This window comes from Halorubrum depositum, assembly GCF_007671725.1.
GTDB classification, from domain to species: domain Archaea; phylum Halobacteriota; class Halobacteria; order Halobacteriales; family Haloferacaceae; genus Halorubrum; species Halorubrum depositum.
Map to the genome: position 1 here is coordinate 67,690 of NZ_VCNM01000004.1, position 23,484 is coordinate 91,173.

At 58.2% G+C, this 23,484-nt stretch carries 24 protein-coding genes; 4 read left to right on the forward strand and 20 right to left on the reverse strand.

Going from position 1 to position 23,484, the window contains the following annotated elements; genetic code table 11:
- Positions 1 to 20: 20 nt before the first annotated feature.
- From FGM06_RS15575 to FGM06_RS15665, 20 genes are all read right to left on the reverse strand, one after another.
- Positions 21 to 533, reverse strand: a complete 513-nt coding sequence (locus tag FGM06_RS15575; RefSeq protein WP_144800173.1) for a PIN domain-containing protein — start codon at positions 531 to 533, stop codon at positions 21 to 23.
- A complete protein-coding gene (locus FGM06_RS15580; protein WP_092893815.1) occupies positions 534 to 836 on the reverse strand; it encodes a hypothetical protein in 303 nt (100 codons plus the stop codon).
- A gap of 71 nt (positions 837 to 907) precedes the next feature.
- Positions 908 to 1,234 (reverse strand): DUF7558 family protein, encoded by a 327-nt coding sequence (locus FGM06_RS15585; RefSeq protein ID WP_144800174.1) that lies wholly within the window; start codon positions 1,232 to 1,234, stop codon positions 908 to 910.
- Positions 1,234 to 1,524, reverse strand: coding sequence for a hypothetical protein (locus FGM06_RS15590; RefSeq protein WP_144800175.1), 291 nt, complete (start codon positions 1,522 to 1,524; stop codon positions 1,234 to 1,236). The genes FGM06_RS15585 and FGM06_RS15590 overlap by 1 nt, the downstream gene beginning before the upstream one ends.
- Before the next feature lie 194 nt (positions 1,525 to 1,718).
- Positions 1,719 to 2,063 (reverse strand): hypothetical protein, encoded by a 345-nt coding sequence (locus tag FGM06_RS15595; protein WP_144800176.1) that lies wholly within the window; start codon positions 2,061 to 2,063, stop codon positions 1,719 to 1,721.
- A 272-nt stretch (positions 2,064 to 2,335) separates the two neighbouring features.
- Positions 2,336 to 2,770 (reverse strand): hypothetical protein, encoded by a 435-nt coding sequence (locus FGM06_RS16455; RefSeq protein WP_144800177.1) that lies wholly within the window; start codon positions 2,768 to 2,770, stop codon positions 2,336 to 2,338.
- Between the two features lie 8 nt (positions 2,771 to 2,778).
- A complete protein-coding gene (locus FGM06_RS15605) occupies positions 2,779 to 3,312 on the reverse strand; it encodes a DUF7342 family protein (protein ID WP_058365597.1) in 534 nt (177 codons plus the stop codon).
- Positions 3,313 to 3,447: 135 nt separating this feature from the next.
- Complete coding sequence (locus tag FGM06_RS15610) at positions 3,448 to 3,891, reverse strand: hypothetical protein (RefSeq protein ID WP_080508344.1); 444 nt, start codon at positions 3,889 to 3,891, stop codon at positions 3,448 to 3,450.
- 545 nt (positions 3,892 to 4,436) lie between these two features.
- Positions 4,437 to 5,948, reverse strand: a complete 1,512-nt coding sequence (locus FGM06_RS15615) for a primase-associated protein (RefSeq protein ID WP_058365595.1) — start codon at positions 5,946 to 5,948, stop codon at positions 4,437 to 4,439.
- Positions 5,945 to 6,829, reverse strand: coding sequence for a bifunctional DNA primase/polymerase (locus tag FGM06_RS15620; protein ID WP_058365594.1), 885 nt, complete (start codon positions 6,827 to 6,829; stop codon positions 5,945 to 5,947). Before FGM06_RS15620 ends, FGM06_RS15615 begins: the two co-directional genes overlap by 4 nt.
- Positions 6,826 to 10,641 (reverse strand): ATP-binding protein, encoded by a 3,816-nt coding sequence (locus tag FGM06_RS15625; RefSeq protein ID WP_058365593.1) that lies wholly within the window; start codon positions 10,639 to 10,641, stop codon positions 6,826 to 6,828. Before FGM06_RS15625 ends, FGM06_RS15620 begins: the two co-directional genes overlap by 4 nt.
- The gene (locus FGM06_RS15630; protein WP_186311049.1) at positions 10,634 to 12,850 is read right to left on the reverse strand and encodes a VirB4 family type IV secretion system protein; all 2,217 of its coding nucleotides are present in this window, start codon (positions 12,848 to 12,850) and stop codon (positions 10,634 to 10,636) included. Before FGM06_RS15630 ends, FGM06_RS15625 begins: the two co-directional genes overlap by 8 nt.
- Positions 12,834 to 13,955: a hypothetical protein gene (locus FGM06_RS15635; protein ID WP_144800179.1), complete on the reverse strand. Its 1,122-nt coding sequence runs from the start codon at positions 13,953 to 13,955 to the stop codon at positions 12,834 to 12,836. Before FGM06_RS15635 ends, FGM06_RS15630 begins: the two co-directional genes overlap by 17 nt.
- A gap of 2 nt (positions 13,956 to 13,957) precedes the next feature.
- Complete coding sequence (locus FGM06_RS15640) at positions 13,958 to 15,073, reverse strand: hypothetical protein (RefSeq protein ID WP_058365372.1); 1,116 nt, start codon at positions 15,071 to 15,073, stop codon at positions 13,958 to 13,960.
- 2 nt (positions 15,074 to 15,075) lie between these two features.
- On the reverse strand, positions 15,076 to 15,915 hold the full coding sequence (locus tag FGM06_RS15645; protein ID WP_144800180.1) for a hypothetical protein: 840 nt from the start codon (positions 15,913 to 15,915) through the stop codon (positions 15,076 to 15,078).
- Between the two features lie 3 nt (positions 15,916 to 15,918).
- Complete coding sequence (locus tag FGM06_RS15650; RefSeq protein ID WP_058365974.1) at positions 15,919 to 17,655, reverse strand: hypothetical protein; 1,737 nt, start codon at positions 17,653 to 17,655, stop codon at positions 15,919 to 15,921.
- A 28-nt stretch (positions 17,656 to 17,683) separates the two neighbouring features.
- A complete protein-coding gene (locus FGM06_RS15655; protein WP_058365973.1) occupies positions 17,684 to 18,106 on the reverse strand; it encodes a hypothetical protein in 423 nt (140 codons plus the stop codon).
- 6 nt (positions 18,107 to 18,112) lie between these two features.
- Positions 18,113 to 18,361: a hypothetical protein gene (locus FGM06_RS15660; RefSeq protein WP_058365972.1), complete on the reverse strand. Its 249-nt coding sequence runs from the start codon at positions 18,359 to 18,361 to the stop codon at positions 18,113 to 18,115.
- Between the two features lie 208 nt (positions 18,362 to 18,569).
- Complete coding sequence (locus FGM06_RS16170; protein ID WP_125919991.1) at positions 18,570 to 18,824, reverse strand: hypothetical protein; 255 nt, start codon at positions 18,822 to 18,824, stop codon at positions 18,570 to 18,572.
- Entirely contained in the window at positions 18,763 to 18,930 is a 168-nt protein-coding gene (locus tag FGM06_RS15665) for a hypothetical protein (protein WP_058365971.1), read from the reverse strand. Before FGM06_RS15665 ends, FGM06_RS16170 begins: the two co-directional genes overlap by 62 nt.
- A 237-nt stretch (positions 18,931 to 19,167) precedes the next feature.
- Here FGM06_RS15665 and FGM06_RS15670 point away from each other — a divergent pair, with 237 nt between their 5' ends.
- The 4 genes from FGM06_RS15670 (at position 19,168) to FGM06_RS15685 (ending at position 22,938) form a co-directional block, all read left to right on the forward strand.
- The gene (locus tag FGM06_RS15670) at positions 19,168 to 19,845 is read left to right on the forward strand and encodes a metal-dependent transcriptional regulator (protein ID WP_080508389.1); all 678 of its coding nucleotides are present in this window, start codon (positions 19,168 to 19,170) and stop codon (positions 19,843 to 19,845) included.
- A 128-nt stretch (positions 19,846 to 19,973) separates the two neighbouring features.
- Complete coding sequence (locus FGM06_RS15675; RefSeq protein WP_058365976.1) at positions 19,974 to 21,233, forward strand: multicopper oxidase domain-containing protein; 1,260 nt, start codon at positions 19,974 to 19,976, stop codon at positions 21,231 to 21,233.
- Between the two features lie 271 nt (positions 21,234 to 21,504).
- Positions 21,505 to 22,491: a ZIP family metal transporter gene (locus FGM06_RS15680; protein ID WP_241659246.1), complete on the forward strand. Its 987-nt coding sequence runs from the start codon at positions 21,505 to 21,507 to the stop codon at positions 22,489 to 22,491.
- A gap of 141 nt (positions 22,492 to 22,632) precedes the next feature.
- Positions 22,633 to 22,938: a cupredoxin domain-containing protein gene (locus tag FGM06_RS15685; RefSeq protein WP_241659245.1), complete on the forward strand. Its 306-nt coding sequence runs from the start codon at positions 22,633 to 22,635 to the stop codon at positions 22,936 to 22,938.
- Positions 22,939 to 23,484 lie beyond the last annotated feature (546 nt).

The following is a 23,484-nucleotide window of genomic DNA, read 5'->3' on the forward strand; positions in this document are numbered from 1 at the left end:
TCGAAGGATCCTCCACAGTGTTAGGTCCCCTCGAGCAACGAGCGAGCTCGCTGCACGTAACTGTTCGCGCCCCAGCTACGGGCGTCACTGATCGCATCGAGGAGCAACCGTGCATCAGCAGCTGATAGGTGTTCAGTTCGAACGAGAATTGAGAGTAGCGTCGGTGTCGTGACGAGTCGGGTATCAGCGAGTGAGGCGTGGATCAAGCCAAGTTGGTTGAACTCGTCACAGAGGAAGAGCGCAGCATTGAGATTATTCGCGAGCGTGACCGCCGCGTTTTCACCGTCATCGAGGGGGAACTCGGCATCGAGGTCCACCGACTGTGTCGTGAATGACTCCGTTTGGTCGAGGACGGCGGACGCGGCGTGTCCATGGACGTCATCGTAGGAGGCGATCTCTTGGAGTTCATCGATGACCGCTGTTGGGACGACGACCTCGTACCGGGAGAGACAGAGTGCGAGTGGATCGGGGCCGTCGTCAGTAACGATGGCGAGACTCACGAGGGCGGAGGCGTCTGCGATAAGCCGCGACATCTATGCGTCGGCGACCTCGTCGATGAAGTCCTCGTCCAACTGCTGTTTCAACACGCGGAGGTTTGCCGCCTCCTCGGCGCCGACGAGCGCTTTGAGTTGCTCGAAGGTGATCTCATCGTCGTAATAGGCGGCGGCGATCTCTTGGGTGAGTGCGTCGTCGTGAGCGGCGTCTTGGAGGTACTCCCGAAGTGCAGTCACGAGAACGTCGGTCCGGTCTTCCCCGAGGACTGCGGCCAGTGCGTCGGCCCGGTCGATGAGCCGATCGGGGGCCCGGAACTGCACGCGCTTCTTATCGGTGCTCATAATGTGTACATTGTGAGCCAACGCACTTAGCCGTTTTCGTGTGTACGATGTGAGCCTCACTCGGCCAAGCGTCACTCGGCCACGAGGTGCTCCGTGAGGTCACGCGTCCAGTACGTCGCGAGCCCACCAGGGCTACAGCGAGCACACAGTTGGAGCGGCCCCTCGAGATGGCCGAGTTCGGCGCGGAACCGGGTAAGTGCCGCGAGGGCGTCGACGACCAGTCCGCACCCGTCGCAGGCGTGGTGGTCGCACTCGTCGGGATCCGACCCCGTCTGGGTGGCGCAGTCGACACAGATTGGGTGCGTCACCCGTTCGTCTTTCCCCCACGTATGCGCCTCGCCCATCTCTGCACCGGGCGGTGAATCGCAGAACGCACACCCAGAAAGCGTCTGTTGCATCAGTTGTCCTCCGCGTCGACGTCGGTGGCGGCCTGCCAGCCACGATGGAACACGGCGAGCTGGGTGATCGACTCGAAGGGCTTGCCACTGGGCTCGTGGACGAGCACGCGCTGGTCAGGGATCGGCGTCACCACATCGTCCTCGACGAGTTCGCCAACGAGACGACGGGCAGTCGTCTCATCGATGTCCGCCGTCGCGACCCGGGACGCATCCCGGTCCTGTGCAACGAGTTCGGTTTCGAGCCGGTCGTAGTCGCCTGTCGTGTCGTCGATGATATCTGGTTCCGTCATGGAAGCTCATGTTCTGCACGCGCTTCGAGCGCGCCTCACGCCTCCTGGCGCCGATAGACACACCTGCGGTGCGGACTCGATGTCCTACGTCAGCGATCTGCCTCCAGCTAGCCTCGTTCCTGGCCGGAAGGGAGCATGACGCTACCCCAACACCTACTGTGAGCCACCCCTTGCTGTCGGTCCCCGTCGGTCTGTTAGAGGGCGATCACGAGCCCGGTCACGAGTGTTACGAGTCCGAGTGCCAGCCACGTCGTCCGCGCTGCGAGACGCCGCCAGAACCGTCTCCCCAGCTGGCGGAGTTGATCACGGAGCGCTGCCCGCCGTTCCGTTTCGAGGACCGCAACTTCGTCGTAGTAGTCACGGCGATCTGCGGGAAGCGTCCGGAGTGTCGTCTGGCACTCGCTGCAGGTGTATTCGAACTCTGCCCGGACGTGCTGCCGGCGAAATTCTTGTTCGCCGCCCTCGTCGTAGCCTGTGACCTCGTACACGAGGAGTTTCGAGACGAAGCGACGAGCCCCGCATTCCGGACAGTGGTCCATCCTGAGCGTTGGCGTTCCACCCTCGCTGCTTGCATCGTCTGGCCATGATGGCTGCGAATCCGTGTCCTCGGTATCTCTGGGTGGACTCGTTTGGTTCTCTGACGGCGATGCACTCGCTGCCTCGGAGTTACTGAACGTAGACATGGATTCACCTGTGACTGCACTCAGCTGACACCAGACTGGACACCACGACGGCTCTCGTGGTGGTGCCCATCGTGCTGAGCGCCGTCACCCTTGGTCGGCGCGATAAACACCACTGCGGGGGCAGTCGCTTATTCGTTCCACAGTGCTCTGATCCGCTCTTCGACCTCGTCGAGGACGAGTCGCAGGACATCACGATGATCGGTCGGCCAAGAGTCATCATCACCGGGCGTCGGGGAGGTAGGCGGGGGATGGAAGTGGTCGCGCGTATTGTGGGGGTTCGGATGCCGATCCCATCGGCATTCCCAGGTGTGCTCCGAATGTATCTCTCGATAGTGGATTGTGAAGTCGTCGTTCGTGTACCAGCGGACAGTCAGGGTTGCTTCGTCGACGTGCGCTGGGTAGTGTGACGATGCAAAGACGACCTGAAGCTCGAGATGGCCGCTTGCATCCGTGATGGCCGCGTGGGAGACTTGTCCGGTGGCTTGGAGCCGTGTCTGAAGGAACTCGAGGATGGGACGATCGATGGGGGCAGGGCTCCCGCCATCGCCTGTCGGTGGCATCATTGAGCGGGCTACCCGGACGCCTGTTCGCGCTCGCCACCCGTGCGTTGCTGGCGCGCGCGTTCGTAGCGGTCACGCTCCTCGCGGGCGGTCGCCCAGTCGGCGAGGTCGCTGTACACGTCGTCGATGGTCCGCTCGTCGCTGGCCTCCGCGGCGTCGACGGCGTCGACTGCGGCCGGTGACGCGGCGTCGTACGTCGCTTCATACTCGGTGATGCGCGTCGTCAGCTCACGAACGCGATCCTGCAGGTCCTCGACGGAGTGGTCGGCTGCGAGCTGGTTGATGCGTCGCCACTCAAAATACGCGTCATTCCGTTCGTAGGTGGCCGGATGGCCATCGTGCCGGGTGACGATTCCCAAATCGTCGAACCAGCCGAGGTATTTCCGGGCGGTCTTGGGGTCACAGTCAGCGCTGTCGGCGATCGCGCTCGCCGTCGTCGGCTCGCGGGTCTGCAGGATAGTACCGTAGATGCGTTGTTCGACGTCATCGCTGCTGAACGCGTCCTCGAAGGGGGGCGGCCCATCGGTGGCGTCTGTTTCGGACATACTCGGAATTGCAGGGCGAAGGATATAGTTCTTACTTCAGGGAATAGTTTCCTGACCTGGGTGGGCTGGGATCCACAGGTTGACAACGCCTTAACCAACATCGGGTAACCGCTTGTCCAAGTGTTGGTTAAAACATCACTCCTGAAGTCGGAGCTCTCGAGCTGGTTTCACACAGAAGCTGTCTTGACCACCGTCAACGCCATTCTGACCTACCTCACCGCCCAGTGACGACTGGTGTGTGAGCCGGCTGACCAGCTCGTCACGAACCGTTTCACGACTGACAGTCGTTTCGTGCCGGCCGAGCCGCTCGTCGAAATACCGCTTCTGGAACCGTTGGCCGACGTCATCTATGGCGATGTACTGTGTCCGCTTCTCTCCCGCAACGCTCGTCGACACGAACTCGGCTCCGACGTCTTCGTGAGTGAGTTCGACGAGCGCGCACTCGACGAGTGAGACGATGGCAGTCGGACTTCTGTTGTGCGGGATCGTCAGTTCGAGATCTGTCCACGGTTCGTCGCTCGGTTGCTCAGTTTGCTCGCCGTGAAGTCGTGATCGCTGTTGCTCGTGTTCTGAAGACATGGTTGTTGAGTGGGCGCTTACGACAGCCCCTCGCCCCTCTCGGGGGCGACAAACTCCACCGCGAATCGCATCACTATTCATTGAGTGAATTCTGATATATCGGCTATAGACGATCGTCGTTTGATGGCCCTTCGGCCCGAGAGAGCCAGCGGCATTTGCACCGTTGTACCCTAGCCTTCCTTTGGACAAATCTGGAGGTACAGAATGGGATGAAACGAGTTTAGATTTAGCAAGAGGGCCGTCGGGCAGTTCTCAGCCGTTATTGATGTCCTCGACGAGTTCTAAGATACGATGATTGGTGGAATTGTGCTCGACGGGGTGGTGAGGACCTTGAATTCGAGAGAATCGGATTCACATTGTGATTGAGACTTGGCATAACTGACTGACGGCAAGTGATGGGCTACGTGATGTTGCTTCTAGTGACCCACCCGTTCTTGTCCAAATTGGTCGATACAAGGCCTGAAAAGTGGATGACGAGATTTTAATATCTGTCACACTTCCGTCTTCTGAATAATGGTGTGGTTCCTGATAATTGACTGTCTGCGTTAGAACTCGTTTCCCTTACCCTCGGTTTCACTTAGTCGATCGTACATCTCATCCGGGAAGGGGAGACTTCCCCAGATCGAGTATGGACACTCATCCTGTCCGATGCAGTACCGCTGCATATCGTCGTTGTCGCAGTTCATCGGAAGCGGGGTGTCGCCTCCAATCGTGTTCGAGAACTCGTAGTGAATCTGGTAGTCGGTGACCTGGTCGTCGTACCACGGCCACCGCGAGAAGACGTCCTTGAGATCTGTGACAATGGTCTCGAGGTCGCTGTCCTGATACTGTGGCAGCCACATCACCATTCGGGCGAAGTTGTACAGGTCCTTTCGGACTGGTTTCTTCTCGTGGAGGCGTTCGGCCATATTCGCCATGCAGGGGAGTTCAAACAGGTCCTCGATTGATTCGACGGTGAGGGGCTGGACGCCACGCGTAGATTCCTGAATCCGATAGCGGTTCGTATTTTCGTGCTGCCGAATGGTCAGGCTCCGGTGGTCGCGCTGGGATGCGAGAAGATTCCCGAGACTCCGTGGACTCGAGATGCGATTACACACGTCTCGCTTCCAGTCTGCTTCCGGATCGCACGCCTCCACAGCTTCAAACAGCTCCTTCGCTGAGTAAAAATTCCCCAGCGTAGTGACTTCGTCTGGAGCGTCTCGAATCGCATCCCGAAGCACACGGATGGTCCGTTCACCGGGGTTCCAGTCTCGCCAGATTCGTTCGTGGTGTCCCGTCTCGATGAAGCGGTCGATGCGCTCTGTGATGGCCGACTCATTCGTCGTTAGCCACGTCAGCTGGTCTTCGGAGAGGTTCTCCTCCTGAACTCGCAGGAGCTTCTTGAACGCGCGTCTGGCATACTCGCGATACTTCGTATCGAAATCGCCGACCGGCACGTAGAGACGGTTGTCCTTAACGTGAGTGAGCAGTTCTCCGGCCTCTCCTGTCTCGGTGTCGGCGTGGACGAGGCAATCTCTCGATGCCGCAGCCATTGGGATTTCGAGATACAACCCCTCACCGAACTCCGGCATCTCCTTGATCCCTGTACAAACGCGGCCGGGGTGCGGACCGTCCTCTCCGGGATCTTTCTCGTACAGTACCTCTGCGATATCCTGTTGGAGAGTCCCATCACCGAATTCTCGAAGGAGGGAAGCGAGATTGTTGACGTACAACTCCCGAATATTGTAGAGGACTTGCACCTTTCGCGGCGGAGCGTGTTCGAACTTCGGGTGTGCCTTGACGCAGATCGCGCTCAACGTCGCGAGGACGGCGAGTGTTCCCGGTTCGTCGACGAACGGTTCCTCCGCCGCGTTTGTCCTGATGTCTTCTTTGAACGCCGCCGTCCCGAACCGTTCGAGGTCGTTCAACAGGTCTTCTGGTTGGTCTTCACCGTCGACGATGTATCGATTGTAGCCCCGCGTGAACAGTTGGTTGATGCGGGTCTTGCCGTATTCGAGCGGGAGCGTCGCAACGCGATAGGCGGCACGCTCGTCCTCGACAGGCGTCGACTGACTCATGACTGGATGACCTCCGGTGTTGCAGACCGAACGTCGAAGCTCGGGCTCTCTATCGGCGTGACGATACTGCAGACGTCAGCGTGCAACGAGTAGGGGAGCCGAGCGACTCGACGACGGTCGGCGGTAACCACTGGGTCGATGGGAATATCATAGGTGTCTTGCAGAAGGTCGTTCAGCACCTCTCGACTTTTGGCGTCATATCGATGAGCAGGGTCGGTATCGAGGAGATAGACGTGAACGCCCTGGCCGCTATACACCACCATCGTCTCCTCGGCGTTGAAGTCGTCCTCGAAAATATCTCGCACCTCGAAACCGTACTCAATGGCCCGTTCGATATCCGCGAAAGAATACGGGTAGCCTACTGGGTCCGCTTCGAGAACTTCCACAGCATCGAGCAGCTCCTCGCTGTCCCCCGAAACATCTCCGTTGGATACCGTTCGAGTTGCTCGCTCTCGGGCTATCGTTTTCGCGTCGATATCGACGAGGAGCACCCACGGCCGTTCCCAATGATCGAGGGCGTAGTACACTGCATCGTGATGTGGATCTGGTTTGTCAAGCAGGTCGGGATCGGCGAGCGCGAAGTCACTCCGTCCGAGCGGGTCATTCCGTGCTGGGTGGCGGATGAACTCGAGGACATCGTCGAAGTCGTGGAACGCTGCTGAGGTCCGCTCTCCGGAGGTGTTCGTCTGCCAGGTGTCTCGTCGGATGAAGTCCTTGTCTGGGACTCCGTCTTTCCGTACCGGGTGGGGTTCTCGAAACGCGAGCGCGTACTGCTTTGGTCCCTTCGCGGTGATGAACGACGGGAATTCGTCGATGTACGAGGGGAACTCCTCCGTGTAGTACCTGTAAATCTCCTCGCGCGTAGCTTGGCGCCAACTCATGGATTGAACTCCTCATCGAGCTTGTTGAAGCTCCGAATCGTCGTCATCCCTTCTGCGTCAAACGATTCAATGGCTTCTCGAATATCCGAGAACCGACGGGCTGCACGCCCACTCACACTATTTTCTATCCGGTCGGCCTCTGCGAGTCGATCCAACACCTCAACGGCTGTCTCGCGTCTGTTGAACGCCCAGACAGCGTTTGCGTCCACCTCACTCTGCTTGTCGTAATCGTCGACAGGCGCGTGTTTGTTGTTGCTCGGGAATTCCGCTTCACCGACCCACACGAGTTCTCCGTCAGCGTCGAAGGCGGCGACGTCGAATACGGTCTCCTCATCGTACTCGTAATAGGATTCAACCTGCTCGACATCGTCGCGCGCTTCCAACCATAGTTCGAGCAGCTTCACACCGACCTTGTGCGGCGTTTTCTCGCCGATATCTCCCTGCCCAGGGCCGACCTTAAGCTTCTGGCCAAGCAGTTCACGCCCTGCCGGGAGGACGGTGTAGTACTTCCGACTGCAGGCTCGTCCTTCTTCCAGCAGATCCTGGTCGATGAGCCGCTGCACGTCCAGGTCATCAAAGTCGTCCTTGAACCTACTCATTGAATCCATGAATCCATGATTCGGTGCGTCCCTGTTCATCACGTCGAGGACGCGAGTCAAGAATCGGATGTCGTCGTGAGTGAGTCCGCGCCGTCGGAGTTCGTCATCGGAGACGGTCACGCCACCTGCCTGTACTGGCGAAGGTCCGTTTTCGTCGACGGCGTTCGTCTCCTCTTCTGTGGCCGACTCTTCTGACTCTACGGATCCCAGATTCCCAAACAGGGAATCAATGGTGTCCGCGTCTTTCTCCTTCTCTTCGTCGGCTACTGAACCACTGGTTGCCTGTCCGATGAACGACGACTCCGTCGAGTCTCCAGAGCTAGTCGATTCTGCAGATGCAGACTGTCCAGCGTTCGGTCTACTCCCCCATCCCTCATCGTCGGCTGTCTCCGATTCGCTTGGGGCCTCAGCAAGTCCGTACTGGGTCTGTGTACGCTCTGACAGCCGTGGAAGAGCTACGGACTCGAAGTGGTCCTCCTGCTCGACAGAGAGCGCCTCGTCGCTTTCTGGATGGCCCGCTGCTATCGGGAGCGGCTTCACCGAGAATGGAGCAGGCCCTGTCTTCCCAAATGAGGGGCTCGGGAGTTGAGCAATCCACTCTCCACTGGGGAGCGTATTAACCCGATTTCGAAGGTCAGTCGGACTCAGGTCTTCGTGGGCCAACGACTCGGCGAGGTCGCGCTCGATAGAGATGTTCCCAATGAGCTTCGTCTTGATGTTGTTGAGGAGCTCGTCGTAGGCGCGCTCGTTTCGATTTCGAACCTGGCCGGGGAACTGCATCACAAGTCCCATGCTCAGGCCGAATGACCGTCCCTGTGGAAGCAGTTGTTCGGAGACGAGTTTTGTCGAGGCCACGGGGGCGGCCTCCTCGATGATGAGATTGGTGAGGTTCTCGTAGTCTGTCTTTCCATCACGCCGGCGCACCTGGACGGCGTCCCAGAGGTTACTCAACAGGAGGAGTGTGATTGCCCGTTGTGCCTCGGGACGCAGATCGCCCAAGTCGAACAGAACCGTGGCGTCTTCGTCGAGGAACTCGCGGAAGTCGAAGCGATTGTCGACGTACTCGCCAGCGTCGTTCTGCTCGGGAACGTGACTGAAGATCCGTCGCAGGTGCGCGTCTTCTCTGAGTTTGTCCAGACGATTTCCGACGGCGTCCATCGACACCTGGAACCGGTGGTCGTCCTTCGCGAAGTGCCGCGTGAGTGACTCCTCGACGTTCCTGTTGTCCGCCGAAATCGGTGGGACAGTTCGCTCTCGTTGCATCCGGAGAGCTGCCGCGAAAAGGTCGTCCAGACCGAAGACGTCGCTCCCGTACTCCTCGTCGAAGAGTGCCTTGATGAGGTAGCTGAGGATCTCGTTCGCGACAAATGCCTGGCCGTACTGCTCGCGGCCCATAATCATCCGCAGGATGTCGTGGAAGTGGTCGACCTTGTCCTGAATCGCGTCCTCGCGGGGACGACCGGCTTCAAGTGCGGGACGAATGTCGAAGAAGGAGAACGCTGGGACAGTCTCTGGGACGCGGAACTGGTAGACGTCGTCCAATCCGTTGAAACGTTCGTAGTGGCAGCGAAGGTAGTTCGCACACATCCCATCGCCTTTCGGATCGACGATCACGACAGGTCCGCCGGTCGTCTCGCGGAGCGAGAGCGCGTCGTTGATGATCGCTTTCGATTTCCCGCCGCCAGTCGATGCGAACCGGCCGTAGTGCGTCGTCAGCAAATCCGGCGGAACCCGGATCGGGTCCGGTCGCGGCTCGCCATTCTCGTCGAGCGCGTAGCCGATAGCCATGCCCTCTTGGAACTGCTGAACCAAATCTGGATTGGGCCACGGAAGCGGGTTCCGGCTCTGCTGCTCAGCTCGAGTTCCTCGCGTCCCCTCAACGGTGAGTTGCTCGGAGGATGGCACGAGCACGAAGTTTGCGAGTTCCGTCCCACTGAGGACGAAATCCGGTCGGGTCTTCCCTCGGCCGGTCGTAATCTCTCGATCTAGCAACTGTCGGAGGGCTGTCTGGGCGTTCTTCTCTTTCGTCTTTTCACGAAAACCGTCTGCCCGGAGTCGTTTTCCTTCGACTTCGTAATAGGGCCCGTCCACTGGGTCGAACACAGGGCGAAGTGAGTCCATCTGGGCCGCGAGTTCGTCGCGAGCCTCATCCCCTGTCGGAACGCCGACTGCTCGGATGTTAGCAGTGAACGACCGCTTGGGATTCTTCGCGTCGATATACTCAATGCGTTTTTCGACTGACTCGCTGAGCTGCTTCTCGTCGTGATCGCTCCGCTGGTCTTCAACCTCGAGGAAGGACCCAACGACTTCCTGGAAGAAGGTGTCCCGCCCGTCGACGAGATCCTCTTTTCGGACCTCAGCGTCGGACTGCCAGCTCGCCCGTCGCTGGAACACAACCTGAAACGCCACAGGTGAAGCCGCCTCCATCAAGTGGTCGACGAGTGACGCGAGCGTCGCGCCGGGCTGGTCGACAGCCACTAAGGCGTCGTCGCCATCGCCAGAGGCGAAGGGCGTCAATGACGTCATCCAGTCGTTCTTCCGGGTGGTCGAACCGGACCAGCGCACGCCAACTGGCGAGATTGCGTCGATGGTTGGCCGAGCGAGTATCGTTCCCTCGTCCGTCTCGGTTGGCTTTTCGAGCGTCGTCAGTGGCTGCTCGTCCGGTATTTCGCTCGGTGGTGCCAGCTCAAGGGCGGTATCACCAACCTCAACGAAGTGACCAGCAGATGACTCGACCGCTGCGCCGCCATCTGCAAAGGGGGATGCTTCGGCCGCTGGTGTCTGGTCTTGGCTACGGTCTTCATCGACAAGCTCATGCTGTTCGTCAGGACCAAACTCGTACTGTAGTTGCCCCGCCTCGTAGTGTTCGAGGAACTCTGCTCGTGTGAATTCGACTGGCTGGATGAGCCGAGAGGCGACGTCGACGTCGACGCGTTCGATATCGAATGTCTCGGGATAGATCGAACGGAGCCGTTTTTCGAGTGTGTCGAGATGCCCGTCGGCGCCGTAAAAGAACTCGACAGGGTCGTCTGCTCCCTCACTCAGTGCGAGAAACTCGAATCGGAGCGGTGTGTCACTGTGGAGTGGGTTCAGCTTCTGTGCGAGTCCCGTTGACTCCGTGGTCGTCAGTTTATGTAGGCTTTCGAGGACTCGAGGAATTCCCTCGGGATCCAGGCCTTCGGATGTGGGCGTGACTCGGAGATACTCACGCATCGTCCTCTCCCTCCATCGACCCGCCGTCAGGTTTGGCAGAAACGGTTTCCGACTCTTTCGACTGTCCGTTCGTCACCTGCTCTTCCAGCTTCTCTCGGAACTCCTGGACGTCCGTATCAACTGCGTCTTCACCAGCTCCAGGGAGTGAGGATCGCCGTTGCTCGGTCGGGTCGAAGTCGATGACTTGCTTCTCCTTGGGCATTGCCTCGACCTTGATGCCGCGCCACTCGCCGTCGACGCCGACGAGCGCCTCAGAGAACCCAGCGTCCTCGTTGCCGGGGACCGCGTCCTGCACGTAGCGCATCTGGGCGTAGTTCAACCCGAACTCGTCGGCCCACTGGTCGTCCATTCCATCCAGGCGGTGGAACTGCTTGACGGCACACTGGTCAAGAATGGCTTCGGACTCGGCGTGCTCGAAGAACTCGTCGACGGTCTGGGTAACGAGACGAATCGAGAGATCGTGGTGACGGTGATGTCGGAATACCGTCTCGAGGAACGCTAGACTCGCAGCGTCCTGCATGATGTACCGCGCCTCGTCGATGACGAACACGACCTCCTTGTCCGTCTCTTTCGCCCGCTCGTAGACGAGCGAGATGAGCAACTGCATCGTCAGTGCCGTGCTGCTGTCGACGCTGCCCTCCTGTTGTGCGAGATCGAGGTAGATGACTTTCTCGTCGCGAATGTCGAACTCTGAGGACTTCCCGAGATTAGCGTGGCGACCCTCCTCCTCGAAGGGACGAAGCTGGTCCAGAAGCCACGTCGCGTCCTCGCGAATCTTCCCGGCCTCCTCGTCGGAACGAACGACGAACTCCTCGGGGTCGTCGACCATGTCTTCGAAGACGTCCATCATATCCCGGATAGTCGGGCTGGGGTTGCTGTGCGTCGAGATATCGTCGGTGATGTCGTTGCGCTTGTAGGCACGCTTGAGACCGAGTTCGAGCGTCGTCCGACGATCCCCGAGCGAGATGCCCCGCAGTGCGAAGAAGTTCGTCAGGAAGCTCATCGCGTCGTCGAGCTTCTCGTTGAACGGGCTCGCATCCTCACCCATCGCCCGCTGGACGTGGTCGGGTGTCTGACGGATCTCCAAAGGATTCAGACCGAGCGTCCCACCGACGGTGATGCGTTTCGCACCGAGCGCTTCGGCGACCCCCGCCCAGTTGTTGAGCGGTTCGAGGATGATGCCGATTCGGTCCTTACTCTGCTCGATAGAGCGGATGAAGTTCTGCTTCGAACTGAACGACTTCCCAGACCCAGTATCGCCGACGGTGAACATCGCATACCCGTTGTCACGGGCGAACGGGTCGATGACGACCGGGCTCTGGTTGTCCTTGTGAATCCCGAACTCGACGCCGCCCTCCTCGAGAATCGTCGCGTTGTGCGGCGAGGACAGCAACGCGCCGACGGCACCCCCAAGGGCGATCGACTCGCGACCGAATTCGTTGTCGCCAATGGGTGCGGCGGACTGGAGGGCAAGGTCTTGCCGACAAATAGCGGTCTTCGGCGTGAGGTTCGCTGGGTCGTCGCGGAGGGCGCTCTTGACCTTCTGGACTGAGTCCCTGAGGTCCTCCTTGTCGTCGGCGCGAACCGTGACGAACATCCCCTGGTCGAAGACGTTCGCTCCGCTCTCGACGGCCTTGTAGGTCGCAGCGGCCTCGTTTGCTCGCTCTTGGAGGTACGCACTGCGGACACTCTGTTCAAGATCGGCGTCGACCTGGAGGTCGTCAGCGATGTCCTGTAGTTCGTTCCGCGCTCGCTGCTGGTTCTTCGGGGTGATGTGCGCTGTGAGGTCGAACTCGACGTCGGTCAACTCGAAGAGATCGCTCAGATACCCGTCGTTCGGGTAATCGGCGTAGTCCGCGATGTACAGCGTCGTCGTCCACTGCTCGCCGACGCGTGCGGATCGTGTCTCCCACTCGATGGCTGCTGGCGCAGTCACCGTTTTGTGGGACTCAGAGATGTCGTCGAGGAGCTGGCCTTCCGCGTGACCCTCTTCGAGCGTCTCCTCGTCGAGGACGTCCGAGAAATCGACTTCGGGTTCGTCGTCGGCGGTGTGCCAGTCCCAGAGGAGTTTCCCGACGACGCCGAGGACTACAACCAACAGAAGGTAAATCGCCGCACCCTCGGGTGACGTTGGGTTCCGTAGCCACTCTGTGAGTTGGGTGAAGGTCCCGCCACCCGCCTGCAGGACAACGTTACGCATTGGTCTCATCCTCCCGGCGCGAGTGGCCGATGATCGGTTGCTCGCGAACAACACGCTCTGCCTCGTCGTAGTCGTGCTCGCGACCGTTCCAGAAGTCCATATTCAGAACGAACAGTTCGACCGTACTGAGCCGGCGAGCAGACCACCCGGACGCCTGCTGGATGAACTCGGCGCGAACGTCGTTGACGCGGCTGTCCAGCTTCTCGAACATCTGGGCGCGGCGCTCGACATCTGTGAGGTCCTCACGACGAGTCACGAATGGGTTGAACAGGAACCCAATGACGGGGAACTGCGTCAGTTTCTCGGCGGGTGTCCCTTCGTCTCGGTATCTATCGTAGACTTCGAGCGGCGTGACCTCGACGCCGATGTAGTAGCGCACCTGTTGGATGCCCCGGTCACGCATCTCTTTGGGACGCGTCTCGCGGTACTCCTCGAGGAGTTCCCGGAAGATCGGGTTCTGTTTGACGTCCTCGTCGTTGAGCCGCTCCTCGATTGTCTCGGTGATTTGCTCTACCGGAAATGATCGGGTTGTGGCGTGGAGTTTGAGCTTCGAATCAAGTTCCTTGTTGGCGAACTCTTCGCCCGCCTCCTGGAGCTGAGCCCAGTCGTCGGACATCGCGAAGTCCATGTTCCCCGGGTCAATCTCGATGAACGCTTCCATCGTGCCGTCCGCTCGTTGAATCGCTCCAGCACCAGGCCATGCTCGTTTGACGTTCGTGAGGTCCTGCGTTCGCTCGTCCGGTTTGAACGGCGTGTAGTTCGCGAGACCGCCTTCATTCCGCTCTGTCTCGTTCGTGGTACTGTCGGGCTCCTCTGGGGCACTGAACGTAACTCGCGGTCGCTTGGCGTATCGATAGACGTCCTTCGTCCACGTCCACGCGTTCAGGTGGTCAGGAGAGACGTAGATGACGGCAACGCCAAACCCGAATCCTCCTGCTACGAACGGGAGGGCGAGTGACTCGATACCAGTGAGGCCAGCGATGAACAGGCCCATGATCGGGAAGGCGATGAGCACACCGACGTCCCCCTCCTCGATGTTGAGGTAGGGGATGCGACTCTCTTCGCCGAACTGGTCCATGATGCGCCGTGCGGCTGCGTCTTGATCCATCGACATTGTTAGTGGATTCCTCGATCAAACTCCATTCCACGATCAGTGCTCGATGCCTCTGTCGTTGCTCCGCTTGGATCGTTCTCAGTCCGGCGATATGAAGGAGGATCGCTGTCCCCGCCGCTGTGGCCTCCTCGAGCAGCTGCTTTCTGTGCGACAGCGTGACCAGCAGCCGCTTTTGGCCCCCATCGTGCTGCCGTCGTCGCGACGCCAGCACCGCCGACATACGCACCGGCTGCGACACCGCCGACGAGGGCAGCTCCCTTCGTCGCACCACCTACGACCTTGGCAGTCAACGGAGTCGCGTACTTGAACGTCTTCCAGGTTATGTAGAGCGCAACCAGTGGTAGAGAAGCAGCAACTAGGAACTTGAGAAAGGCAGTCTCAGGAGTGAGCGTCCCGCCACCGTATATCAGGTCATAGCCTTTGAATACTATCGATGCTGGTAGTGGTAGGACGGCAAGGGGGACAAACCGCTTGCAGAACCCCATGGCGATATCAGAGACAATTGGTATATTTCCATACCCAAGGGCGATCGCAATCGGCATTCCGTAGAGATAGACATAGAGGAGAATCTCACGGATGTAAAACAGGGCCTCTAGTGCCCACATTGAGATGCCTCCGATCAGCGCAAACAACAGCGATAACCCAGGATTGGTCAGCGTCACGCTGAGGAATCCCAACATAGCGTTACGAAGCGAAGCCATACCGGGCATCAGAGCAATCGAGAATCCATCAACAATGTAGAGCGTGAGGACACCGACCCAATACCAGACAATAATCAGAAACGCACCAACCCACGCAGTTTTCTTTGTTTTCCTCGCTTCGTATGCACTACCGATATTGAATATTCGGATGGTATGACGCCCTTGTACGCTCATCACGAGCAGCAGCAACGCGATGAGCATTATTTCGCCACCGACGAGTGCATCCTGAATCGTTGACCAGGGTGCGTTCGTCGGTTCCCCGAAGACGAATGCTCCATCCGTCTGAGGAGTGGGGGTCCCAAACATCTCCTCGGTGAGCTTGTTGTATCCCGTCGTCAGGCCATCCATGAAGAGGCCGATAATCCAGTCAACGACGTCTTTGAACCCCTCTAAGACAACGTCGATTAGATCAACCATGATCAAGCCTCACTGATTGTGATTTCGCAGTTTTGCATTTCGTCAGAGTCAGTGTACTCTACATTGTACGATTTTGTGACTTCTTGGCCAATGACTCGAGTTTCTAACCCGACCGTGAACTTCCCACTGTTTCCATCAGTCGAACAGCCCATACCCTCGTCACCAATTTCCGAACCGAATGGGAATGAATCACTGAAGAGATCTACTGTCTCACCTGCTGGAATCACAACGCTGTCTTTTTCATAGATTCCACTTCCGCGGGGATCTTCGACAGGGTTAGGGACATCTCCAGTAAACCGGAGCTCAACGACCGCATCTGGTCCGTTCCCGGAGTTCTGAATAGTAACAAATGCCTCTCCATTCTTCTTCGAGTCAGTTTTGCTTTCACCGTAGACCTCATCCCATGGCTTGTCAGGATTGTTTCGGTAGAGTCCAACGTCTCGAATCTGGATTGCCGGTTCGATACTCCTCGTAATTTCTACGACTGTCTCCTCACCTTTCAGAGCGACCACGCGGTACTCTCCGGGCTCGTACGTGGTTCCGATCTCGTACGATACCTGTTGGGCCCCTGCGGCCACGTCACGCTTTCCGAACAGCTCTCCATTAGGTTGGATGAGGTTGACCTGGTCGACGTCGGCTTCGGGCGAGAGCTCGACGACGAGTGTCGTCCCGTCGACAGCGACTCGCTTGAGTGGCCCCTTGCTCTCTGAATCGGTTGTCCCGTCACCGGGAGTTCCGGAGCTATCACCGTTGTTCAGACAGCCAGCCACGCTCACAAGCGCGGCGCCTGCGACTGTTCGGAGGGCGTTTCGCCTACTGATGTGTGGGTAATTCTGTGTCATGGGCTATGGATCTTGTTGGAAGATGTCTTCTGGGCCGAGCATCCGGAGGAGACGGCGTCCCGCGTAGAACATTACGAAGAAGGGAATGAACTGCCAGCCGACCTCGAAGATGAACGCGAACCAGCCGTCGATGGTTCCGAGTGGATGCCACCGGGCGGTCGCCGTATCACTCACGTAGGCCGGATTGTGTCCGAGCCACGACCCTGGATGATACCGAGCGGTGTAGATACCGGGTTCAGTGATCGTCACGATGGCTACGCCAGAGGCGTTGGTCTCGACCTCCCGATTGGCGATGGTGATGTAGCCATCACGTGAGATGCCACCGATAGGATACCGGCGGGCGCTATCGTTGAGGACGATCGGTGCGCCAGTCTGGTTGTCACGTAGCTCAATCCGAAGCGTCGCCTGTGATTCGTTTTGCTGGAGAACCTCGACGGTGAGATTGCTACGACGAAGTTGCCGTTCAGAACCGGCATCGGGCTCGACGATAGACGCGTTCACACCGCGAACGATGCCTGCGACGTGGAGTGCTTCTCTGTCGACGTTCTCGGCGCGGACGGCGACACCGTACGTCGTCTCGTAGGACTGATTTACGATCTCGACGTTGACGTTCTCGCCGATAGTCTCCAGCGGGGAGGGGCGTTCCGTTCCCCAGGTGTCGATGATTTTGGGGCCGTCCCGGACGGGCTCAGCTCGTGGTCCGATTCGGGACGGATACGCGTGGACGTACACGGGGATCGCATCGGACTCGACTTCGGCGCTGTCGGTTCGGTTCGACCTGACGAGCGTATCCCAGTTGGTGTTGCGGGCCGTGTAAAACCGCCAGACACCGCGTACGCTCGCGTTCCCCTCGTCGGTGAGTGTGTACCCTTGCCACGGACGAGACTGGAAGATAGCCACGCCAGCATCGCCGTTGGGGTACTCGGCGTAGTAGGGGTACGCAGAGAGGTCGTATATCTCGACATCGACCGAGTCCGAAACGTTTCGCGTCTCCTCACGATAGACGACGTCGACGTTGGTTCCGCCGCCCACGTCGGTCCGTATCGTCTTCTTCAGCCGAACGTGGATCTCTGCTTCGAGAGTGAGGGTTGCACTCCAGTCGTCGGTGATCTGGTAGTTGATGGCCGGCGTGTGCGACCCATCAGTCCTCGCGATGGTCTCCCCGTCTTTCTGCAGCCGAACTTCCTCGATCTCGTGTTCCGTAAGCGACCACTCGATGGTCCTGTTCCCGGAGGAACTCCCATTTGGAACACGGACCCGGTAATCGACGAACCCACGCATCGTCCCATTCGGTGCGATGTAGAGTGGGGTATCACCGGACTCGAGGTGACCACGAGTCGACGGCTGAACCGCAAACACTGTCGCATGGGCGTCTTCGATGAAGACACCGTCTTCGAGGGATGCGTGAGGCGGATGAACTGACGTATCTGACCCACCGGCTTCGAGGTCGCCGAAATCGTTTCGAGTCCACGTTGCGGCGGTTGAAGGCGGCCGCTTGAACGTGATGTCTGTCCCATTCGCGAGCTGATGGACGGACGTGCGGTCCTCTCCGTAGCGCTGGCGGTACTCTTCTTGACTGATATAGTTATCCGCATCGCGAGACCAGAGCGTCGCTGACTCGTTCTCAGAAAGGCCGTTCCCCTCAGTACCCGGGCGTGGTGGATCGGCTGCGACGACACCCGTGACTAGGCTCGTCACGAACAGGGCGGCCATGAGCACGGAGAGCTCTCGTTGTTCCATGGGCTCGCGACGGGGATGGTAGAGTGACTTACCAGGGGACGAGGTCAACACACTGTGCCAGCGGCAGCCCCATCATCGACCCCGCAACGGTGTACAGCGGGCCGAGAACAACGAGGACGACGGCGGACTTCATCGCCGAGCGCTTGTGGCGCTTGAGGCCCTTCTTTTGCTCAGGGTTCAGGGTGAACATCTCGATGAGGGAGTCGGCCTGCCAGACCACGGCAAGGCCGACGATGCCGAGTCCAGTGGTCAGCTGGAAGAAGCCCTCAATCATACTCGGTAGGTTGTCCGCGCTGCAAACAGCGCTGGTCTGTGCTGCGACGGGCTGGACAGCGAACAGACTCAACAGCGCAACTGTAAGGACGGCTTGTCTGGAGACTTTGCTCACTGCCGTGGACTGACTGTCAGTGCGATTCTCAGGCGTCTCGGAGGGTGTACTGTCCTGTGACATTGCGGGTTATTCCTCTGCGTCTTCGACGAGTGTCTTCAGATCGGCGTACCGATTGGTCTCGTCGACGATTTCTTCTTTCGTGTGGCCCAGCTCGCGAGCCCGTTCGAGGAGGTCACGGAGGTCGTCGGGGTCGACGTCGCGGACTTCCATTTCCTCGCGGAGGGTGCGGCGATAGAGGGCGGAAGCGTTGATGTGGTCGTTCCACATCAGGTACAGGTCATCGATGTCTTCGATGGTAACTGACCGAGTTATCATACGTGCGAGTATGGGTATGCACCAACGGAGTCGTGGTACACATTATGGGAAAATTTGGTGAGGAATAAATATTTTCTGTATATGGAGAATGTTGCTAATCTATGAATGTCTCGGGGGTATTTGGCCCGAAGATAACATCGAACCATCTTAACCAACAGCACAGGTGAGATATTGGGTTTCGTTGGTTAATTCTTCGTGAGCGAACTTGTCATTCTAACTCTTTGATCTCACCATCTCTATCGACGACGAGTTCGCGGAGCTTCGCAAGTCGGTCTTGTCCCACTTGAAAAATCTCCTCTCCATCCGAGATCGAAATCTCACCGGTTTCCAGCTGCTCGATCAGCGTCTTGATTCGCTCGACGTCGTCCGCGATCTCTGTGTCGACCTCGCGAAATCCGGAGCTACAGGTCGCGGAGATGGACCGTCTTCCTGTCGTTCGATTCGGCACGCTCGGCGGCGTCATCGAGGAGATCGGCGACCTCCTCGTTGAGGGAGTTGTAGAAATCGGCCGAGACGTTGTGGTCCGACAGTGCATCCTTCACAGCTGCTTTGACGATCAGGTCTGACATTTTATGGTGAACTTTGCTTGTCCGCTATATATAGGTTCGAAGTTTTTCATGCAGGATTCCGGCCCTTGTACTGCCGGAACGCCTTTAGACATCAGAGAGATGGTATTCAACCCTCAAGCAAGGAAACAAACGGATACACGATCTAACCGAATTCTAGCGAGACACCATTGATAATTGACACTCCAAGTAACACAGATGAAGAAAATTATAAATTTAGCCATGTCTAATTCTTTTCCAATGTTGAGCGCGATCATGGAGGACTATCTCAAAGCGATCTATTCTCTTCAGAACGAAACAGACGGCCGGGTACGAACTTCGGTGCTCGCTGAGTATATCGACGTAGAGCAATCGACGGTTACCAGTATGATGAAAAAATTATCAGAGCGTGATTTCGTGCAGTACGAGCCCTACAAGGGAGTTGAGCTCACTGATACTGGGGTTCCTATTGCTCTCGAAATCATTCGCCATCACCGACTGTTAGAACGATATCTGACGGACCACCTCGAGTATGATTGGGCAGAGGTACACGACGAAGCAGATCGCCTCGAACACCACATCAGCAGTAAGTTTGCCGACCGGATTGCAGAGCAGCTAGGACAACCAGCGGTTGACCCGCATGGCGACCCAATTCCCACCGCGGATCTGGATGTATCGGGAGCAAAGGATGGTGAACGTCTTGCTGATCATCAAGTGGGTGACAGCGTTCAGATCGTACGGGTTCCGGACACCGATCCAGATCTCCTCCGGTACCTGTCCAAACATGGGATTCATCCCGGAACTGTCGTAGATGTTGTCGAGATTGCGCCATTCGGAATGGTCACACTTGACCCTGATAACGGAGATGGTCCGGTTGCGCTACCCGAAGAAGTCGCACGTTCCATATCCACCCAATCTCTCACACAGAGTTCTCACTGAGAAGCTCGGAAGTCTGCTAGTCCATTTTTAGTTTAGATCTACTCAAAGTTTAGATGGGTCTAATTTATATATTGGGATCATCCACTATCACATATGGGTATCCGAATAGTCAACCCGTCGAGGAGATCATGCCCTCGATAGATTACGAGAGTGCGGCAGATGTCACCAAACGACTCGAACAGCGTTTGGTTGAATCACTCACCGGTGAAACGAGCGTCAGTCGTCGCACGGTACTCGGCAGTCTTGGTGTCGCGGGAAGTGCCGCCGTTGGACTCGGGAGTTCACGTGCAAGTGCGTCACCCGGCCACGAGGGCGATGATACACACGGTAACTTCGGTGCGGTGGGCGAATACCGAGATTTGGACTTCGATCCGCACGAGTTCCTCACCGCGTTCAATACCGGAGACAGCGGGCAGGATAACGTTCCGCAGCAGGTCTACGAGGAGGATGGTCGAACCGTACGGGAGTTCGAATTCACCGCGGTCGACACAACGATCACCATCGCGCCGGGCGTCGAGTTCCAAGCGTGGGCATTCAACGGTCAGGTGCCGGGCCCCACGATCCGTGCTGTTGAGGGCGACCTAATTCGCGTCAAATTCACGAACCTCGGACGGCACGCTCACACGATCCATCCGCATCTGAAGAACCTTAACCCGCGAATGGATGGGATCCCCCAGAACGGGCCGGGTGTGCTCGATACGGGAGAATCATTCACCTACGAGTGGATTGCCCAACCAGCCGGTACGCACTTCTATCACTGCCACTCGCTCCCGCTGAAAGAACACATCCACCGCGGACTCTACGGCACGATCATCGTCGATCCGGACCCCGAACGCGTCAGGGAGAATCCACGCGATTACGTCAATTATCCCGGCCCGATTACCGACGACATGCGGACGCGGTTCGTCGAAGAGGCGAAGAGCCGGAACCACGAGTACGCCGAAAACGACGCCGTCAACGAGATGGTCATGGTGATGAACTCGTTCGACACCAACTTCGACGGCGGGAACGAGGTCTACGCGGCGAACACACGGGCGTTCGCATACGGGGTCGGTAGTACCGACGGCACCGGCAACTGGACAGCCGGCGAGACGAAGCGTCCCATCCAGATCGACAAGAACGAACGGCAACGCGTGTACCTCTCCAATGCGACTGAGTTCGACCTCATCAACTCGTTCCACACGCACTCGCAGTTCTTCGATTACTATGATCACGGGACGACGCTGACACCGACGCGCAAGACCGTGGACACGATCATGCAGACGCAGGCGCAGCGCGGTATCATCGAGCTCGACTACTCGGACCACGAACCCGGGCTGTACATGTTCCACGCCCACCAGTCCGAGTTCGCCGAACTCGGCTGGATGAGCTTTTTCGAGGTGGTCTAACATGCCGGATAAGACACAGAAACCGACGGCGGACAGTGGTGTATCTACTGAAAACGAGGTCACACAGCCGCTCGGACTACCGCGATGGGTCAGCGCGATACTTCCGATCGTATTGCTCGTGCTCGTCTTGGGTGTGTTCGCGTTTACGTCACCACTCGCCAGTATTCAGAGCGAGAGCGGTGAACCGCTTCCCGACGTGACGATCACACACACAACGCTTCCGAGCGACGGAACGGTCGTGTTACACGTAACGAACAACGGGCCCGATTCCGTGACGATAGCACAGGTCCTCGTCGATGAGGCCTACTGGAATTTTCAGGTCGAAGGAGCCGGTGGCGACCAAACGCTCGCCCCGATGGAAAGCGCACAGATCGTGATCCCGTATCACTGGAATCCGGGATGGGATCTCAACGTCGCCCTCGTACTCTCTGACGGGGCGACATTCGAGAATACGATCGTCGCTCCGAATCAGGCACCCGGATTTAGCCTCAGTCTGCTCTGGACGCTTGCAGTCATCGGGCTGTTCGTCGGCGTGATCCCGGTCGCATTAGGGATGCTCTGGTTCCCCTACATCAAGACGATGAGCGATCGGTGGCTGCACGCCGTGCTCTTGTTCGCGGCTGGCGTCCTCGGCTTCTTGGCGTTCGACGCCGGGTTCGAGGCGTTCGAACTTGCTCAACGGGTTCCGGGCGCGTACGAGGGCAACCTCTTGGTCGTCTTCGGGATCCTCGGCGCACTCACTCTCGTTCAGGCAATCAGCGCGTGGCGCAAGGGCCGTGTCGCCGCCGGTGACAGTCGGGCGAGTAGCGGTCTCTGGATCGCCTATCTGGTCGCGGTCGGGATCGGCCTGCACAACCTCGCGGAAGGGCTGGCGATCGGGAGTTCGTTCGCACTCGGGCGTGTGTCGCTCGGCGCGTTCCTCGTGATCGGGTTCATGCTCCACAACGTGACGGAAGGCCCGGCCGTCGTTGCACCGGTCGCCCGCGGAGAGCGCCCGTCGTTCAGGCACTTCGCCGCGCTCGGTGTCATCGCCGGTGCCCCCGTCATCCTCGGCGGGTGGATCGGTAGTCTCGCGTACTCACCGACGATCGGCGCCTTCTTCCTCGCGATCGGGGTTGGTGCAATCTTACAGGTCAACTGGGAGATCGCGGGAATGGTTCGGGATGCAGGCGGTCGCGTGGCCAGCGCCACGAACCTGCTCGCGTTCCTGCTCGGCCTCGGCGTGATGTACGTGACCGACCTCTTCGTGGCGCTCTGATAGGCACCACTCATCTCTGTTCCAATGACACTCAAATTCCACAATCGACGGACGGTGTTGCGACTCAGTACTGCCGCCTTGGCGACGCTCAGCACCGCCGGATGTTTGAACGGACAGTCACCGTCGACCCTGACCGTCACGATGCCCGACGATCACACGTTTGAGCCGAAGACTGCGACGATCGAAACCGGTGGGACAGTGATGTGGACGAACGAGAGCGACATCCAGCACACGGTCACAGCGTACGAAGGCGGGATTCCGGCCGAGGCCGTGTACTTCGCAAGTGGTGGCTTCGAGTCAGAGCGTGCTGCGAGGAACCGGGTTACTGAGGGACTCATCGCCCCGGGAGAGAACTACGAGCACACGTTCGATCAACCCGGAACGTACGGGTACTGTTGTATTCCGCATGAAAGTTCTGGAATGGTTGGGACAATTCGGGTAGAATAAATGGCAATAGCGGGCTCAGAACCATGTTAGTATTTCGATGACGAAATATTCCTATTCATGTCAACTAGAGTTTAGATTTTCAAATTCCAAGCGAAACCGAAACCATAGAAAAGAATCACTCTCTACCGCTGGCGTTACCCGGTGTTGTCTCACTACTGATCCTCACCGGTGAAGATCGAGACGGCCAGTCGTTAGAAACGGATGCCCAAATTAGTCTGAGGTATCTTCTGGCGATCCACTCCGTGGCACGGCTGCTCCTTCGTATTCCATTCGATCAGAACTGTTAGTAGGTGGTGACGCGCTCAAAACAGAGATGGTGCTGGTGTAGTTCTCGAATCATCTTCGTGTTCGATCGTGCTATGAAGTACCTGATACATAGAGGTAGTCAATCAAAATAGGTTCACTAACGAGGTGCGAATCCGGGAGAGAATTCCCTCAGACTGTTGTTGAACAGTATGCTGGTCTGAGGAAGTATTGGGTGTATCGGTGGTTTTGGGCACTGACGTCTCACTTTCCTCATCGGAGTGTTCTTCTCCATAGGCGTTA

What these genes read in the sequence shown, in the direction of transcription:
- FGM06_RS15575 (WP_144800173.1), bottom strand. Translation starts at nt 533, where the DNA reads ATGTCGCGGCTTATCGCAGACGCCTCCGCCCTCGTGAGTCTCGCCATC.
- FGM06_RS15580 (WP_092893815.1), bottom strand. Translation starts at nt 836, where the DNA reads ATGAGCACCGATAAGAAGCGCGTGCAGTTCCGGGCCCCCGATCGGCTC.
- FGM06_RS15585 (WP_144800174.1), bottom strand. Translation starts at nt 1,234, where the DNA reads ATGCAACAGACGCTTTCTGGGTGTGCGTTCTGCGATTCACCGCCCGGT.
- FGM06_RS15590 (WP_144800175.1), bottom strand. Translation starts at nt 1,524, where the DNA reads ATGACGGAACCAGATATCATCGACGACACGACAGGCGACTACGACCGG.
- FGM06_RS15595 (WP_144800176.1), bottom strand. Translation starts at nt 2,063, where the DNA reads ATGGACCACTGTCCGGAATGCGGGGCTCGTCGCTTCGTCTCGAAACTC.
- FGM06_RS16455 (WP_144800177.1), bottom strand. Translation starts at nt 2,770, where the DNA reads ATGATGCCACCGACAGGCGATGGCGGGAGCCCTGCCCCCATCGATCGT.
- FGM06_RS15605 (WP_058365597.1), bottom strand. Translation starts at nt 3,312, where the DNA reads ATGTCCGAAACAGACGCCACCGATGGGCCGCCCCCCTTCGAGGACGCG.
- FGM06_RS15610 (WP_080508344.1), bottom strand. Translation starts at nt 3,891, where the DNA reads ATGTCTTCAGAACACGAGCAACAGCGATCACGACTTCACGGCGAGCAA.
- FGM06_RS15615 (WP_058365595.1), bottom strand. Translation starts at nt 5,948, where the DNA reads ATGAGTCAGTCGACGCCTGTCGAGGACGAGCGTGCCGCCTATCGCGTT.
- FGM06_RS15620 (WP_058365594.1), bottom strand. Translation starts at nt 6,829, where the DNA reads ATGAGTTGGCGCCAAGCTACGCGCGAGGAGATTTACAGGTACTACACG.
- FGM06_RS15625 (WP_058365593.1), bottom strand. Translation starts at nt 10,641, where the DNA reads ATGCGTGAGTATCTCCGAGTCACGCCCACATCCGAAGGCCTGGATCCC.
- FGM06_RS15630 (WP_186311049.1), bottom strand. Translation starts at nt 12,850, where the DNA reads ATGAGACCAATGCGTAACGTTGTCCTGCAGGCGGGTGGCGGGACCTTC.
- FGM06_RS15635 (WP_144800179.1), bottom strand. Translation starts at nt 13,955, where the DNA reads ATGTCGATGGATCAAGACGCAGCCGCACGGCGCATCATGGACCAGTTC.
- FGM06_RS15640 (WP_058365372.1), bottom strand. Translation starts at nt 15,073, where the DNA reads ATGGTTGATCTAATCGACGTTGTCTTAGAGGGGTTCAAAGACGTCGTT.
- FGM06_RS15645 (WP_144800180.1), bottom strand. Translation starts at nt 15,915, where the DNA reads ATGACACAGAATTACCCACACATCAGTAGGCGAAACGCCCTCCGAACA.
- FGM06_RS15650 (WP_058365974.1), bottom strand. Translation starts at nt 17,655, where the DNA reads ATGGAACAACGAGAGCTCTCCGTGCTCATGGCCGCCCTGTTCGTGACG.
- FGM06_RS15655 (WP_058365973.1), bottom strand. Translation starts at nt 18,106, where the DNA reads ATGTCACAGGACAGTACACCCTCCGAGACGCCTGAGAATCGCACTGAC.
- FGM06_RS15660 (WP_058365972.1), bottom strand. Translation starts at nt 18,361, where the DNA reads ATGATAACTCGGTCAGTTACCATCGAAGACATCGATGACCTGTACCTG.
- FGM06_RS16170 (WP_125919991.1), bottom strand. Translation starts at nt 18,824, where the DNA reads ATGACGCCGCCGAGCGTGCCGAATCGAACGACAGGAAGACGGTCCATC.
- FGM06_RS15665 (WP_058365971.1), bottom strand. Translation starts at nt 18,930, where the DNA reads ATGTCAGACCTGATCGTCAAAGCAGCTGTGAAGGATGCACTGTCGGAC.
- FGM06_RS15670 (WP_080508389.1), top strand. Translation starts at nt 19,168, where the DNA reads ATGTTGAGCGCGATCATGGAGGACTATCTCAAAGCGATCTATTCTCTT.
- FGM06_RS15675 (WP_058365976.1), top strand. Translation starts at nt 19,974, where the DNA reads ATGCCCTCGATAGATTACGAGAGTGCGGCAGATGTCACCAAACGACTC.
- FGM06_RS15685 (WP_241659245.1), top strand. Translation starts at nt 22,633, where the DNA reads ATGCCCGACGATCACACGTTTGAGCCGAAGACTGCGACGATCGAAACC.